This window comes from Fibrella arboris (assembly GCF_041321095.1).
Taxonomy (GTDB): domain Bacteria; phylum Bacteroidota; class Bacteroidia; order Cytophagales; family Spirosomataceae; genus Fibrella; species Fibrella arboris.
Genome location: NZ_JBGGWE010000010.1, coordinates 108257 through 123533 on the forward strand (window position 1 = coordinate 108257; position 15277 = coordinate 123533).

General features: G+C 51.5%; 14 protein-coding genes. 7 read left to right on the forward strand and 7 right to left on the reverse strand.

Features of this window, described 5'->3' with window-relative positions; translation table 11 throughout:
- The first annotated feature begins 41 nt into the window (after window positions 1–41).
- The gene (locus tag ACAW75_RS17765) at window positions 42–935 is read left to right on the forward strand and encodes a sensor histidine kinase (RefSeq protein ID WP_370730093.1); all 894 of its coding nucleotides are present in this window, start codon (window positions 42–44) and stop codon (window positions 933–935) included.
- Between the two features lie 108 nt (window positions 936–1043).
- Here the strand turns inward: ACAW75_RS17765 and ACAW75_RS17770 are convergent, their stop codons facing one another.
- The 4 genes from ACAW75_RS17770 to ACAW75_RS17785 form a co-directional block, all read right to left on the reverse strand.
- Window positions 1044–1973, reverse strand: coding sequence for an alpha/beta fold hydrolase (locus tag ACAW75_RS17770; RefSeq protein WP_370730094.1), 930 nt, complete (start codon window positions 1971–1973; stop codon window positions 1044–1046).
- Window positions 1974–2146: 173 nt separating this feature from the next.
- Complete coding sequence (locus ACAW75_RS17775) at window positions 2147–6025, reverse strand: PVC-type heme-binding CxxCH protein (protein WP_370730095.1); 3879 nt, start codon at window positions 6023–6025, stop codon at window positions 2147–2149.
- A 122-nt stretch (window positions 6026–6147) separates the two neighbouring features.
- A complete protein-coding gene (locus ACAW75_RS17780) occupies window positions 6148–7260 on the reverse strand; it encodes a Gfo/Idh/MocA family protein (RefSeq protein ID WP_370730096.1) in 1113 nt (370 codons plus the stop codon).
- 9 nt (window positions 7261–7269) lie between these two features.
- Window positions 7270–8142, reverse strand: coding sequence for a sugar phosphate isomerase/epimerase family protein (locus tag ACAW75_RS17785; RefSeq protein WP_370730097.1), 873 nt, complete (start codon window positions 8140–8142; stop codon window positions 7270–7272).
- A 173-nt stretch (window positions 8143–8315) separates the two neighbouring features.
- Here ACAW75_RS17785 and ACAW75_RS17790 point away from each other — a divergent pair, with 173 nt between their 5' ends.
- Complete coding sequence (locus ACAW75_RS17790) at window positions 8316–9218, forward strand: AraC family transcriptional regulator (protein WP_370730098.1); 903 nt, start codon at window positions 8316–8318, stop codon at window positions 9216–9218.
- A 108-nt stretch (window positions 9219–9326) separates the two neighbouring features.
- Here ACAW75_RS17790 and ACAW75_RS17795 read toward each other — a convergent pair whose 3' ends face one another.
- The 3 genes from ACAW75_RS17795 to ACAW75_RS17805 form a co-directional block, all read right to left on the reverse strand.
- Window positions 9327–10106: a 3-hydroxyacyl-CoA dehydrogenase gene (locus ACAW75_RS17795; protein ID WP_370730099.1), complete on the reverse strand. Its 780-nt coding sequence runs from the start codon at window positions 10104–10106 to the stop codon at window positions 9327–9329.
- Between the two features lie 13 nt (window positions 10107–10119).
- Window positions 10120–10809: a YjjG family noncanonical pyrimidine nucleotidase gene (locus tag ACAW75_RS17800; RefSeq protein WP_370730100.1), complete on the reverse strand. Its 690-nt coding sequence runs from the start codon at window positions 10807–10809 to the stop codon at window positions 10120–10122.
- Window positions 10810–10905: 96 nt separating this feature from the next.
- Complete coding sequence (locus tag ACAW75_RS17805) at window positions 10906–11211, reverse strand: (2Fe-2S) ferredoxin domain-containing protein (RefSeq protein ID WP_370730101.1); 306 nt, start codon at window positions 11209–11211, stop codon at window positions 10906–10908.
- 336 nt (window positions 11212–11547) lie between these two features.
- On the opposite strand from ACAW75_RS17805, the gene ACAW75_RS17810 reads away from it, so the two are divergent.
- The 5 genes from ACAW75_RS17810 (at window position 11548) to bamJ (ending at window position 15234) form a co-directional block, all read left to right on the forward strand.
- A complete protein-coding gene (locus tag ACAW75_RS17810) occupies window positions 11548–12147 on the forward strand; it encodes an RNA polymerase sigma factor (RefSeq protein ID WP_085410225.1) in 600 nt (199 codons plus the stop codon).
- The gene (locus tag ACAW75_RS17815; protein ID WP_370730102.1) at window positions 12122–12376 is read left to right on the forward strand and encodes a hypothetical protein; all 255 of its coding nucleotides are present in this window, start codon (window positions 12122–12124) and stop codon (window positions 12374–12376) included. Before ACAW75_RS17810 ends, ACAW75_RS17815 begins: the two co-directional genes overlap by 26 nt.
- Before the next feature lie 25 nt (window positions 12377–12401).
- Complete coding sequence (locus tag ACAW75_RS17820; RefSeq protein WP_370730103.1) at window positions 12402–13955, forward strand: M28 family peptidase; 1554 nt, start codon at window positions 12402–12404, stop codon at window positions 13953–13955.
- Between the two features lie 60 nt (window positions 13956–14015).
- Window positions 14016–14252 carry a DUF4834 domain-containing protein gene (locus ACAW75_RS17825; protein ID WP_370730104.1) on the forward strand — a complete coding sequence of 79 codons (237 nt, stop codon included), beginning with the start codon at window positions 14016–14018 and terminating at the stop codon, window positions 14250–14252.
- Window positions 14253–14469: 217 nt separating this feature from the next.
- On the forward strand, window positions 14470–15234 hold the full coding sequence (bamJ, locus tag ACAW75_RS17830) for a BamJ family beta-barrel-assembly machinery protein (protein WP_370730105.1): 765 nt from the start codon (window positions 14470–14472) through the stop codon (window positions 15232–15234).
- The last annotated feature ends 43 nt before the right edge of the window (window positions 15235–15277 follow it).

The window sequence follows — 15277 nt, forward strand, 5'->3', positions numbered from 1 at the left end:
AGCCCGGCTATAGATGAAATTGGATTATGACTCTGCTGCCTATGAACAATATAGCTACGTATGTTTTGCGTAACTGGTATTACGGCTTGCTCATTGTTGCAGTGTTTGTACTGTCAGCTTTTTTTGGAACTGATGCAAACCGGTTAGGTTGGCTGTTCTGGCTTTTAGCCATTATGAGCCTGTGTGTGGTTGGCTACTCCGTGTGGCGAAATGCCCGTGAACACCAGATGTCTTATGTGCACAAAGAGGTGCTCGATACCATTGTGCATGAATTTCAGACGCCCATTTCTGCTATAAAGATGGCCGCCGATATTCTGGCAACTCCGTTTGGCCGCTCATCGGAGGAGCGTACAGACAAATACATTCATATAATTCAGGAAGAAACGCAACGGCTCCAGCAACAAGTCGATGTGATGCTTAGTCTGGCACGGGCCGATCGGGACCGCCTGACCATTAATATCGACGCCGTAAATCTGCACCAGCTAATTCAATCAATTGCCGAACGGCACGGCAGTTACCTGAAACTCCGTTTGCAGGCAACACAACCCGTTTTGCTGGCCGACAGGCTGCATCTGACAAATGTGCTGCATAATCTCGTAGATAATGCCATCAAATACAGCCCGGGCGAGCCTGAATTAACGATCCAAACGGAAGGAAATCGGTCTAATCTCGTGATTACCGTGATGGATCGGGGGTTGGGTATTCCCAAGCACCTGCAACGAAAAATTTTCAAACCCTTCTATCGCATCAGCGAAAATAACCAGGGCAGCGTCAAGGGGTTTGGCCTGGGCCTGAGCTATGTTCAGCGCATTGTTGAAGCCCATGCCTGGCATATAGAGGTTACCAGTGAAGTTGGCAAAGGCAGCGAGTTCAGGATCTTGTGCCCCCAAAGTTCGTTAGCCCCGAGTATACACTTGTCTGAGAGCCGGATCTAGCAGAGAATCAATGGCATAAAGAGGGGTCGGGTACGTGCTACGCCTGGGTACGTTATTGTAACAAGCGTAGCACGTACCCGACCCCTCTTTATACCATTACTGACCTACTCAGTAAGTTACAGCTGAGGCTGACTGATTCTGAAAAGCTGCTTCCTGTACGAAGTTTAGCAGATCTTCATTCAGTTGATCTTTTGACGTAACGAAAAGGCCATGTGGCTCGCCATCATAAATCCGATAGTCGGCGTTGGGCAGTAACTCGTGCGATTTCTCACCCGACGATTCGATGGGCACCGTTTTATCGGCATCCCCATGAATAATCAGCGTCGGCACCGTGATCGAACTCATGTCGTCGCGGAAGTCGGTTGAGGAGAATGCTTTCGCGGATTCCAACGTAGCCTTTGGCGACGCTAAGGAGGCCAGCATAAAGTCGTGGTTCAGGTGCGCCTGACTGACCGGATGGCTCACCAGATTGACGCCGTAGAACTGTTTGGCGAACGTTTCCAGAAATGCGTACCGGTCTTTTTGCATGTCTTCAGCCATCGAATCGAAGGTATCCTGTGGTACACCGTCGGGGTTATCGTCGGTCTGAAGCATATATGGTGTTACGGCACTCACGAGCACAGCTTTGCTCACCTTGGCACCGCCATGACGGCTGAAATAACGGGCCACCTCGCCACCGCCCATTGAGAAACCGACCAGTACGACATTGTTCAGATTCAACTCATCGATAACGTCTTTCAGGTCGTCAGCGAAGGTGTCATAATCGTAACCACCCCAGGGTTTTGATGATTTACCAAAGCCACGGCGATCATACGCTACGCAACGGTAGCCACGATCGGCGAAGTAGGCGATCTGGTTTTCCCACATCTCGTGGCTCAGCGGCCAGCCGTGAATGAAGACAATAGTCGGCTGCGTTGCATCAGTTGATGATGACAGACCGGGTGTTGATGAGCTGTTATATGATGAACCCGTTACATCTTGAACGAAGAGGTTAACGGGCTCGCCGAAACGAGAATCCTTTGTTTGTATGTAAGGCATGACGTTAATGAGTAGGGGTTTGCTACTCGCCTATAGAACAAGTGTACCTACACACAGTTGGGTTATTTGAGTGAATGGCCAACCAATAGGAGTGAGTAGTAATAGAAACAGGCGCTGCTGATTGGTCCAGAGACCGCTCAGCAACACCTGTTTCTGTCTACTCGATCAGTTTCTCACTTCGCTGTGCTTGAAACAGCAGCTGCCGTTACGGTCATTACGCCATTCATGATACGCCAGTGGCCGGGGAACGTGCAGAGGTAAGGGTATTCGCCGGGCTGGTCGGGCGCTTTGAAACGCAGCCGCACCGTCTGGTTCGGATTCACCAGCGCAGTCGCCGCCAGAATATCCGATGACTCAGGTACGTAGTTTTTTTCAGCACCATCCTTGGCGGTAATCATAGCGTCGGCCAGTTTTCCAATCCGATCCGTCGATTTAGGCTTGCCGACAACCAGGTTATGTTGCATAGCGTCTGGGTTTTCGAGCACAATAATCACCGTTTTACCCGCCGGAACGCTAAATGCTTTTTTATCGAAACGCATTTCTTCACGTACCGTTTTCATCTGAATCACGATCGCGTTAGGGTCGATATCCGCGTTAGCATCGCGCAAACCCCAGGCTTCGAGCAGCCGATTCAGGCGAGGACGGGCATCTTCGGGCAGACTTGTGCCGATACTGGCCAGCAAACTCTGCTGGCTACTACCTACCAGCGGTTTTGGTGGCTGACCATCGGCAGGGCGCTGTCTGCGCACATATGGGTAGCCATCTGAAAGGCCTTTTACCAATGCAAGGGCTTCATCACTGTCGAGTTTAGTCGCTTTCTCCAGCATGGCCACTATCAGATCGGGCGTGGCCGTTGATGCATAGGCTCGGGCAGCCCGTTCCAGCGCTACAGTACGTAGTTGAGCTGGTGCCCGAAAGCTGATTTTAGCCGTGTGGTTGTTGTTCCTACGGTCAGCATCCGCGAAGGTAGCATCCTTGTCAATGCTGATCGAGAGCGTGTAATCACCTGCTTTTTCACCTGCCAGGGCCAGATCGCCAACCCAGGGGCCATTGTTTGTGCGGGTAATCGCTACAGTTTCACCAGGCGCAATGCCACCATCGAACGTCCGGCTGATGAAATCGATTTTAGGGCCGGCCGTGGCGGCGGTGCTGCCTTCAAAACGAATGTTCAGCGGTACCACTACGCCTTTCGGAAGCGCTTCGGTTCCCTGATTGGTGATGTAAATAGTCGTGCGGGCAGCCTCCCGAACAACAGGTCGGAGCGGTTCGGTCACTACTTTGCTGACCATCAGATCAACACCATTCACAGCCCGTTGGGGTGCCGCCGGTGCTGCCTGACCAGCGGGTTGCTCTGGCGCCATGCTGGCCATTGGGCCGTGCTGGCTGTGATCCATCGTCGCGTGTGCACTGGCTGTATTGCCTGTTGTACCAGATTTACTGATCGAGCCTAACCACTGATGCAGCAAACGGGCGTTGTTGCTGTTGAAAGCACAGGCGAACGCATCGGGCAACCAGCGATCATCATTACCTGATGTCTGGCGTAGGCGAGCCAGCACTGCATCGTCTGTTGCCGGGCTGGCTGGGGCTTCGCTCAGGGCCAGCAAGCTGTTCAGTACAACAAGCGGTTCGGCATCATACAAAGCACGCTGAGCCAGCAGCATGCTGACGCCTGCCTCGGTACGGGGCATCACCTGCACGGCCGTTTTACGCACACCAGCGCAGGGATGCTTCATCGCTTTCTCCAACTCGCTGGGCGTAATGGCGCCCAAACCATGGAGCGTCCATAACGCATGTACAGCCGGTGCATTAATGCCAATCTCATCAACTTTCGGATCGTTGGCGATGGCCCACAGTTGTGGAACTACGTCTTTGTTACCCCGCTCAACCAGCAAACGCTGGGCATGCATACGCCAGAACAGGTTGTCGTTTTTCAGGGCCGCTATCAGGCTGGCCGCCTCATTCCGGTTCAGTTTTGGGGCTGTATAGGCTGGCGCTTTACTATAACCAACGCGGTAAATGCGGCCGTGCGTAAAGTCGCGGAGGTTGGTTTCATAGGCGTTACCAGAACCATTTTTGAAGCCCTGCGGCACAGGATTATGCTGAATGATATAGCTATACCAGTCGGCTACCCATACGGCTCCGTCGGGGCCAACTTCGGCAAATACAGGAGCAAACCATTCGTCGGCGCCAGCCATCAGGTTGAAGCTGCCCGCACCGGTTTCGGCATCCGAGAAGTCAGACCCCTGTTTTACCATCCGGTTCTGGTGAACAATGTGCCCGGTTGGCTCGCTGACAAACGCTACCTGGTTCCAGTACGCTTTCGGGAAAGCCCGGGCTGTGTACAGGTTATGACCCGCCGCCGCCGTGAAACCGCCGAATACATCGACCTGACGTACCCGTTCGGTAATGGGCTTCATGTCTTTATGGGTATCAGTGCTGCGTCCGCCAATCATGGTACCCGGACGGGCGTTGAAGGCTTTGTTGGGGATAGCCATGTACCAGCCGTGGCTGTTATTGGCAGTCGACCCAAATACGTTTCCGGTTTCGTCGAAACCCAATCCCCAGGTGTTGTTCGAGGTATTGGTCATGTATTCCAGCTGCGAGCCATCGGGTTTGAACCGGAAGAAACCCTGACTGAATCGGAGTGTATCGGGGTTATTGCCCACCACGCCTTTGAAACCGGAGTAACCCACGCTGCCCCACACCCAGTTGTCGAATCCGTAGTGCAGATTGCTTGGACCAGCATGGGTATCAAACGTGCCGAAACCAGTAAACAGGATCTTTTTCTCGTCGGCTTTATCATCGCCGTTGGTATCGCGCAGATACAGCATATGCGGTGCCTGCGACACAACCAGCCCGCCATTGGCAAACGCCATACCGGTCGGGATGCTCAAGCCTTCAGCAAAGTTGGTAAACTTGTCGGCTTTGCCATCTCCGTCTGTGTCTTCGCAGATCACAATAGAATCGGAACCGCCTTCAGGTTTTCGTTCGTTCGGGTAATCCTTCGTGATCAGCACGTATAACCGGCCGCGATCATCCCAGGTCATAGCAATGGGGTGCATCACGTTGGGTTCGTGGGCAAAGAGGTTCATCGTGAAATCAACTGGCACCTGAATGTGCTTCATCGACTCTTCGGGCGAGAGCGGCAACTGCTCCATTTGCTCGCCAGGCCGTTTTTCGTAGTTTGGCAGGTTGGCCGATTTGTAGGCAAACGCCTGCGGGTTCAGGTCGTCGTGCTGTTTTTTAACCCCATCACCAACGGCCCATAGAATGCCTCGTTCCAGCAATTGCTGAAAAGCAGGCTGGCCCCAGGTACGTTCGTCGTGGCCATAGGCCGTGTAAAAGACGCGGCCTTTTCCGTAGGTACGTGTCCAGGTGTATGGCTCTTCGGCAGCGCCAGGTCGGTTGGCCGCTGCCATGTCTTTCGCCTGATCGGCTTTAATCGGACGTACAGCCAATACATTGTTGTCGGCCTGCAAATGCGTGTGCAGGTACGTTTCGTCGTAGGCTTTAAACGACGGTAACCCTGCCGTGATCGCATTGTCGGGCTGCGTAAACCGAGTCTGTATCGTGTCCATTCGGTGCCGCCAAAATTGACCACCCACCACTTTATCAACGTACTCGGGTGAGTTGCGGAAGCAATACGATGCGCAGTGCACCGGAATGACACCGTGGCCGGCGGCTACGTAGTCGAGTAGGGCGCGTTCCTGCGGTTTCGGGATGCTGTCCCAGTTGGCGTAGATCAGAAGGCCATCGTATTTCGACAGGTTATCGGCCGTGAGGTCTTCCAGCTTATCGGTATACGTAATGTTGATACCCCGGCTTCCCAGAGCGGCCATCAACTGTGGCACCCGGTCAATGGGTTTATGGTGCCCATTGTCGCCCAGAAAAAGAATTTCTGTACGACGAGGACCGCTTTTCCGGGCCGACGAAGTTTTCGTCGTGGTACCGTCCATCTCCTTGATGACCTTCGTAGGCGTACGGGTGCAATTCGCGAGGACCAGCGTCGTGAGAGCGGTTACCAGCAACGATCTGTTTAATGAGAAAGTCATGGGTTATACATCGTTTTTCGAGTTGAATGAATCAGGGGGTTGTCAGACGCTAACTGATGGCTTGCTACTAAGATCGACACGTGTTTCCAAAAGCCTGATGTCCAGCGTATAACGGCTAAATGTTACTGGTTAAAGTCGGGCAGTTTCATAATCTCTCCACCCTTCATCGCCGACTCATGCGCCAGAATACCAACACTTGTCCAGTTGGCCGATTGGGCTGCATTGGGGAAGGGGTCGCGGTCTTCGCTGAGGGCCGTCAGAAATTCGTTGACCATGTGTGGGTGCGAACCACCGTGGCCACCGCCCTGTGTGAACGACAGGTGCTGCGTTTCATCGGCATCATACACGCCTTTTGTCGTAAACCGCTGAATTTCGGCAGGCAACAGGTGTGCGTAATCGGGTACCGTCACTTTCTCGGGAATCTCGGGCTCGGGTTTTTTCGCCGTGTGAATCACCGGTTGTTCGTCTTCGATCAGTTGCCACTCGAATGATTTCTTGTCACCATATACTTCAAAGCTCTCCCGATACTGCCGGGCTACATCGAACAGTGACCGATACACATAGGCTGATAAATCGCTGTTTTTGAACTTGATGTGCGCCGATTCAACGGCAAAAGGCGAGTTATGAATGGCCGCCAGTTCAGGGCGAATGGTGCCTGAACCGAAGCACGACACATAATCGGCTTCCAGGCGGAGCAGACCAGCCACTGGACCAACGCAGTGGGTGGCGTAGTGCATGGGTGGCAGACCGGGCCAGTAGTCAGGCCAGCCATCCATATCCTGCTGATGGCTGGCTTTCAGGAATTGCACCTTGCCCAGTTCGCCTTTTTCGTACATCTCTTTCACGAACAGAAACTCGCGGGCATATACTACGGTCTCCATCATCATGTATTTCTTACCGGTTTCACGGGTCACACGAACGATCTCTTCACACTCCTCAACGGTGGTCGCCATCGGCACCGTGCAGGCCACATGCTTGCCGGCACGAAGGGCTTTCAGGCTTTGTTCGGCATGGTTCGGAATGGGTGAGTTAATGTGAACGGCATCAACGTTGGGGTCGGCCAGGAGTTCATCGTAATTGCTATAACGTACCTGGATGCCGTAATCATCACCTATTTTATTGAGGTTTTCGACATTGCGCTGGCAGATAGCGTACATGTTAGCCAGCGGATGGCGCTGGTAAATTGGAATAAATTCAGCCCCAAACCCGAGGCCAACGATGGCGATGTTAATCATTGTAAGGAGTTAGTCGTTCACTAATTGGGTCATTAACAGCTTAATATGGCTCAGTCCTTCACGCGCTAATTGCTCTGGCGAGTTGAACATAGGCCGGAAAATATGAGTGGCAGCGGCCAGCTCGGGTGGGTTTACACCAAAAGCTTCGATGGCGATAGGGCCTGTGTAGTCAATATCGCCCAGGGCCTGTAATACCTTATCGAAATCGACCTGCCCTTTGCCGGGCGTTGACCGGTCATTCTCGGAGAGCTGCACATGCACCAGATACGGGGCAAGTGTGCGAATGGCATCGGTCACGTTCTTCTCCTCGATATTGGCGTGGAACGTGTCGAAGGCAGCCCGGCAATAAGGATGATCAACCGCCTCGATGTATCGCCTGGTATCGGCCGCGCAGGTGAGCAGGTACGTCTCGAACCGATTCAGCGACTCGATGGCCAGCATGACGTTTTGCTGTTGCGCGTGCTCGGCTATTTCGTTCATGCTGTCGACCGACCAGGCCCATTCATCAGCCGTAGCGGGTTTACCCGTGAACAGCTTGAAACCAGCGAAAAAGGGCCCCATCAGGATGGGCGATCCCACCGCCGCCGAACAATCAACGATTTGTTTCAGGTACGCTACGCCAGCTTTCCGGACGGCCGCATCAGGGCTAAGCAGTGTCAGTTCGGGTGGCAACAGCGAGCAGGTCTGAACAGCCAGGCCCAGGTCTGCTGCCTGTTGGCCGAGGCGTTGCCATTTCGCCAGATTGGTGGGTGCACCGGGCGTGGCGCCAACCGGCATTTCTACAAAATCAAAACCCGTTCGCTTCAGGTACGTTAGCGTGTCTGAGAGGTCCTCATCCATGGTCATCGTCCAGGTAAACAGGTTCATGCCAAGCCGGTTCATGCGCAGGTAGTTATAAGGTTCGTACTACTGATTCAGGAAATATTTCTACAAAGCTATCTTTGTTCAATTTATATTGTTGGCCTACTTTTGTCTAATATTGACTTTATTTTTGCAACTACGCCGAAGTATCACCAAGGTTAGTGTCAATTCATGCATACTATTAAGCTTTCTTTATGAAATCTGCCCTGCGCAAGGATATTGAGTCGGGTATTGGTTCGTTTGTTGTCAGAGACCTGATCGAACCGCACTTTGATCCGAACTGGCATTTTCATCCCCACTACCAGTTATTTCTGGTTGAAGAAGGAACCGGCACGCGTTTTATTGGTGATTCAATCCGCCCGTTTGCTCCGGGCGATCTGGTCATGATCGGCCCCGATCTGCCACACCTTTGGCGGAGCGATCAGCCTTATTTTTTGCCTGAATCTGGCCTGCAGACGCACGGGCTGGTGGTCTATTTTACCGACGACTGTCTGGGTACGGATTTCTTTAATAAGCCCGAAATGCATCGTATCCGCCAACTGCTCGACAACTCCAGAAAAGGTGTGACGTGGGTAGGCGAAACGCATGAGCAAACCGTGGCGGCGCTGCGTAAACTGGTTCTTCAGGCGCCAACATTCCGACGGGTGCTCGATTTCCTGGCCTTACTCGATGACCTGGCTCATTCGGTCGATGCTCAGCTGATCACCAGTGCTAATTATAGCAACCCAATGAAACCTGCCGACGCTGATGAGGGCAGTGCCTCGTCGCAGGCCTACCGTCGTATGCAGGCTGTCCATACCTACGTGCTGACACACTTCCACGAAGCTATAAAACTAGATACAGTAGCTGATATCGCCGGATTGACTCCGTCGGCGTTCTGTCGGTATTTCAAGGTACGTACCAACAAAACGTTTGTCGATTTTGTAACGGAAGTGCGGATTGGTCATGCCTGTAAATTACTGATAAATAGCGACTTGTCTATTTCACAAATTGGCTACGAAAGCGGCTTTCGTACGATGTCGAACTTCAACCGGCAATTTCGCGACGTAACCGGCCAAACACCCTCGCAATACGTGAAAACGATGGGAGGGGTGTAAGGGGAGGAAAGGAGGAAAGGGAGGAAGGGAGGAAAGGGATTTCTCACGCGTAAGCCCCTTTCCTCCCTTTCCTCCTTTCCTCCTTTCCTCCCTTTCCTCCTTTCCTCCTTACTTCGGTCCCATTCGGATGGCGCCATCGAGACGGATTACTTCGCCGTTGAGCATAGGGTTTTCAACGATGCTTTTTGCCAGCATACCGTACTCGGCAGGTCGGCCAAGCCGTGACGGAAACGGTACCTGCTGTCCCAGCGAGAGGCGAGCCTCTTCGGGTAAACCGGCCAGCAATGGGGTTTCAAACAAGCCGGGTGCGATCGTCATTACCCGAATGCCTGATTTGGCCAGGTCGCGGGCAATGGGTAAGGTCATTCCCACGATTCCTCCTTTTGAGGCAGAATAGGCGGCTTGTCCAATCTGTCCGTCGTAGGCGGCAACAGAAGCCGTATTAATAAGTACACCACGCTCACCGTCAGCGTTGGGTACGTTCCGTTCCATGGCAAAAGCCGCCAGCCTGATCACGTTGAACGTACCGACCAGATTTACGTCAATGATTTTGCGGAAGGCATCGAGCGAATGCGGTCCGTACTCCCCATTTACTTTACCAATGGTTTTGCGCGCCTCGGCAATGCCCGCACAGTTGACAGTGATGTGTAAACTACCAAACGTGCCGATGGCCAGATCAATAGCTTGTTGCACATCCGATTCGTTTGCCACGTTCGTTAAAGCAAAGCGAACACGCCCACCAAGTTCCGCTACCAGCATGTTTCCCCGGTCCTGGTTCAGATCAGCGATGATAATGTTGGCGCCGGCTGCATGGAAAGCCCGGACGGTAGCCTCCCCGAGGCCAGATGCCCCTCCTGTAATTAAGGCGGTTGTTTCTTGAAGGTTCATGGTAAACAGATTCCTATAAAATTGCCATCAGCTCGTGCCAGTGACGAATGTCGTAGGTGGCTGGGTCAGCTACCGTTTCTCCTTTGGGATTATAAAAAACAGTATCCAGTCCAACGGCTTTCGCCCCCAGGATATCAGCCTCGTAATTATCCCCTACCATTAGGCTGTCGGTTTTGCTGGCGCCGGTTGCCTGCAACGCAAACTCGAAAATACGCGGATTGGGCTTCTTGGCATCTGCTGACTGAGTCGTGACGATTTCATCAAAAAAATGCGCAATCTCTGCGGCCGCCATTTTAACCGCCTGGATTTCGGCAAAGCCATTGGTGATAATGTGCATCCGATAACGCCCATGCAGATGATTCAGGATGTCGAGCGCTGATTCGGTCAGGTGGGCTTTCTTCGGCAACAGCCGCAAATAATCGGTGTTCAGGCTGGCGCATTGGGTGGTGTCAGCAACCCCCAATGCACGGAATACCATCGGAAACCGATGTTGCCGGATATACTCATGATCAATTAAATCCAAATCGTAGTCGCGCCATAGCTGCCTGTTGACCGTAATAAATGTTTCTGCAAAGGCCTCGACCGAAGATAGTCCTACTTCGGCGAGTTTATGCGTATCATACATTTCCGCGATACATTCTGCCGAGTTACGGTCGAAATCCCACAGCGTATGGTCAAGGTCAAAAAAAAGGTGTCTGTACATAAAAAGGGGCAACGCCTACCGTCAGGGGCTGTTGGGTACTGACCGGGTTGGCCGGTCAGGCTAGGTAATGAGCAGTGTGAAGGTCAGCTGAGGCGCTTAAAAATTAAGCGATAACCGCTCGACTACTTCGTTATTAACAACATGTTTTTCTACAATTTCAGGAATATCTTCAATCTGGACATTGCCGTAGTAGGTACCTTCCGGATAAATGACCAGAGCTGGCCCGAAGGCACAGGCATCCAGGCAGCCTGCCCGCTGGGCACGTACCTGTTTCTGTAGGCCACGTTGAGTAATTTCCTGTTTGAAAGCCTCAAGAAGGGCCGCTCCGTGCTCGGCGCCACATGACTTTTTTGGGGATTCTTTCTGATTGGTACAGACAAAGATGTGTTTCTCAAATTTCATGATAAGATGGCTTAATCGTCGTTTTTTGAGGTGCTAAGGTAGTTTACGCCCCCCAATTAAACGGTCGTAACGTTTTTTTGTCAAATAAATTGACCACCCACGCATCCTTTTGCTTTATCAATACGTATAGTTTGGTACAGTTTTAGTTGGACAGCAGAAGGATACTTACTAAATTGATGCTGCATTCAGGTTTTGTCACAAAAAGTTACACAGACCACTTGTAAGTTTTCGACAAATTTTGTTATTTTGATATTAAATCTCCTTCCATCTCACAATTCTTAACACGGACACACACTATCGACTAAAAGCTCTACGTTACCTAATTGTCTTTCTGAAATGGAAAAAGCCCAGGTTAACGACAGCGAGCTTATTTCGTCGTACATCCGTGGTAGTGAGAAAGCCTTCGAAAAGCTGGTTTTGCGGCATAAGAACAAGGTTTATACAACCATCTATCTTATTGTCAAAGATCAGTATATAGCCGAAGATCTGATGCAAGACACCTTTATCAAGGCGGTCGACACCATCAAATCGGGGCGTTATAACGAAGAAGGTAAATTCCTTCCCTGGATTATCCGTATTGCTCACAATCTGGCCATCGACTATTTCCGGCGAGATAAACGCTACCCCAATGTAGTGTTTGAAGACGGAAGCAATGTGTTTAACACACTTGAATTTGCCGAGGACTCAGTGGAGGCGGTGCAAATTCGGCGCGAGACACATGAGCACCTGCGTGAGCTGATTCAGCGATTGCCGGAGCAACAACGCCAGGTGTTGATCATGCGGCATTACGAGGAGATGAGTTTCCAGGAAATTGCCGATGCTACCGGAGTCAGCATTAACACCGCTTTGGGACGTATGCGTTATGCACTTATAAACCTGCGCAAGCAGTTAAGCAAACGTCCAGTAAGCTATGACAAAAACATTTACCCAAGATGACGTCATCCGATACGTCTACGAAGAAACTTCTGAGGAAGAAAACCTTCTGATCGAAGAGGCCCTGATGGCCGAACCTGAATTAATGGGGTTCTTTCTCGATGCGCTTGAACTTCGTGCCTTGATGGACAAAATAGAACGGGCACCACGTCCGTCTACGATCGAGTCTATCTTATCTTATTCTTCCTTTCACCCAAATTCCCCTGTTGGTAACCCGAGTGGTGTTGCATAACATGGGAATTTTTGTTTCCTCATCAATGACTTATTCAATTGGTCGGTGGTCCCTGCTTGGGGCCACCGCTTTCGCGTTTGTAGCTGTTGCTACGCCCGGTATTGCCCAGCTTTCGAAAGCTGGGAAACGAACCAATACAACCGTAACGAGCACGGCGGCCTTGCCAGAAGCGCAGTTATCGCGCGCTGAGTTGGAAAGTCACCTGCGGTTCATCGCCTCAGATGAATTGCAGGGGCGACGAACCGGATCGGCGGGAAATATGGCGGCGGCCCGCTATCTCGCCGAACAGTTCCGGCAATTGGGATTGAAACCCGCGTCGGATAATAACAGCTACTACCAGCCTGTTGCCCTGCAACGTACCCAGCCGACAGCTTCGGGAACAATCCGGTTCGGAGCCGACTCGTTGACCGTAGGCAAGCAGTTTGTTGTGGTGGCGGGTGGAGCCATGAGCCAGACCGCCGAGAGTGTCTATGTCGGGTATGGACTAACCGCCGAAGACTACGCAGGTAAAGACGTAAAAGGCAAATTCGTTGTGACGCAGGTAGGATCGGCAGAAGCCAAATCACCGCGCGATCTGATCAGCGCTATGACAGCCAAGCGAAAACTGGCGTCAGAACGGGGGGCGTCGGGGATCATCGAGCTGTTTGCGTCTCCTGCCACTCCCTGGACATTTGCCAACCGCTTCTTTAACAGTGAACAGCTCAGTATTCCCGTAGCTGAAGCACCCGGCCAAACGCCGATACTGCATATCTGGGCTGACAATGGAAAAGGCCAACTGGCTGGCCTGAAAGACAATAAAGCGGTAACGGTACGTACGTCAGGCCGGGCTGCTCAACCCGTAAATGCCGTGAATGTAGCTGGCATTGTGGAAGGAACAGACCCTGCTTTACAATCAGAATATATTCTGTTAACGGCTCATTACGATCATATTGGCACGGCTAAGGCGGGTACTGGTTCTGTTACTGCTGCCGACACCATTTATAATGGTGCCCGTGATAATGGGATGGGAACCGTGGCGTTGCTGGCGGCGGCGAAAACCCTGATGGCGCAGCATCCGAAACGGTCAGTCATTATTGTGGCGTTGACTGGTGAAGAAGTTGGCTTACTTGGAAGCCGTTATTACGCCGAACATCCGTTGGTACCCCTAAAACAGACTATCTTCAACTTCAATATTGACGGCGCCGGCTACAACGACACAAGCATTATTTCTGTGATTGGTCTGGAGCGGACAGGCGCTAAAGCCGAAATAGAGCAGGCGGCAGCCCAGTTTGGCCTGGGTGTTTTTGCCGAACCAGCGCCTGAACAGGGTTTGTTCGACCGTTCAGATAATGTGAGTTTTGCTGCCAAGGGCGTACCTGCGCCTACGTTGTCGGAAGGCTTTAAAGCATTTGATGAAGAACTGATGAAGAATTATCATCAGGTTTCAGATAATCCAGATACCATCGATTACGATTACTTGCTAAAGTTCTGCCAGACCTATGCCCGGGCTGCCCGGCTCATTGCCGACCGTAAAACGCGCCCTGTCTGGATAGCCGGCGACAAGTATGAAGCGGCTGGGAAAGCCTTATACGGTCAATAAACTAAACCCTGGTGGGGGACGTTATAACCGGTATACTACGGAGTAAAACCAACGTTGGTTATGTTATTAAAAGTCCTGCTCGTTTTCACCCTGCTTATTGTGTTTGTGCCACCGGTACGTCGGTTCGTTTTCTATTTGCTGGTTGGTCGGCAACTGGTCAAAGAGCAGCGCCGTGCTACCGAACGTACCCAGCCAGTTCGGGAGGGTGAAACGCGGGTATCATCGACAGCGCGCACCCGGACGGGTGAGTCACCTATGCGAGGGGGCGAGTATGTTGATTATGAAGAAGTGAAATAGATTCTTTTAAGATAAATTAACGAAGCCCGTGCTACTTAGTGCGGGCTTTTTTAGTGCCAGCTAAGATTCAGTAAATCAGCCGCATGATGTTTGGACAATTAACAGTCTGGTTGTTATTTTAGGCAGGATATAACCTGAAATGCAAAACTTTTTAGGGCTAAAATCACGTTTTCTATGTACCAGACCGTTGGTACGTTAATCACTTACTATCTCCCTCATGTTTGTTCCCCGTTTTATTGCCGTCGGCGTACTGTCGACTCTGTTTATTGCAAACCACGCCATTGCTCAAAGTAAAAATCCGGCCATGCCCGTTAAATCGGTTAAGGCGAAAGCAGAGCCCGCCAATGCCAGGAAATCGTTAGTAGCCAATAGCCAGGATTCATTGAGTTACAGTGTGGGCTACAGTATTGCCCAGAGCATGAAGCAGCAGGGGTTAACCAGTGTTAACACGAATATCCTGGCAAAAGGGATTGAGGATGCGCTCAAAAACCAGCCTTTGCAGATTGCTGAGCCGCAGATGCAGCAGATCATGATGAACTACATGCAGAAGCAGTATGCCGCCAGGAATGCAGAAGCGGGCAAAGCGGCTGAGGGTAACAAAAAGATAGGAGCAGCTTTCCTGGCAGAAAATAAAGCGAAGCCGGGCGTTCAAACCACAGCAAGTGGTTTACAGTATATAGTAGAGAAAGAGGGGACAGGCGCTAAACCTGTGGCAACTGACCGGGTTAAAGTTCATTATACCGGTAAGCTGATTGACGGTAAGGTATTTGATAGCTCTGTAGAACGCGGTCAGCCAGCTGAATTCGGTGTGACAGAGGTGATAAAGGGTTGGACGGAAGTACTGCAATTAATGCCCATTGGGTCGAAATGGAAAGTGTTTATTCCATCAGACATTGCCTACGGAGACCGGGGTACAGGTGATATCGGGCCTGGCTCAACGCTTATTTTTGATATTGAGTTGTTAGACATTGTAAAAAACTAATGAGTGAAAGACTGAAAGACTGAAAGAGCGAACCGCACTGCTC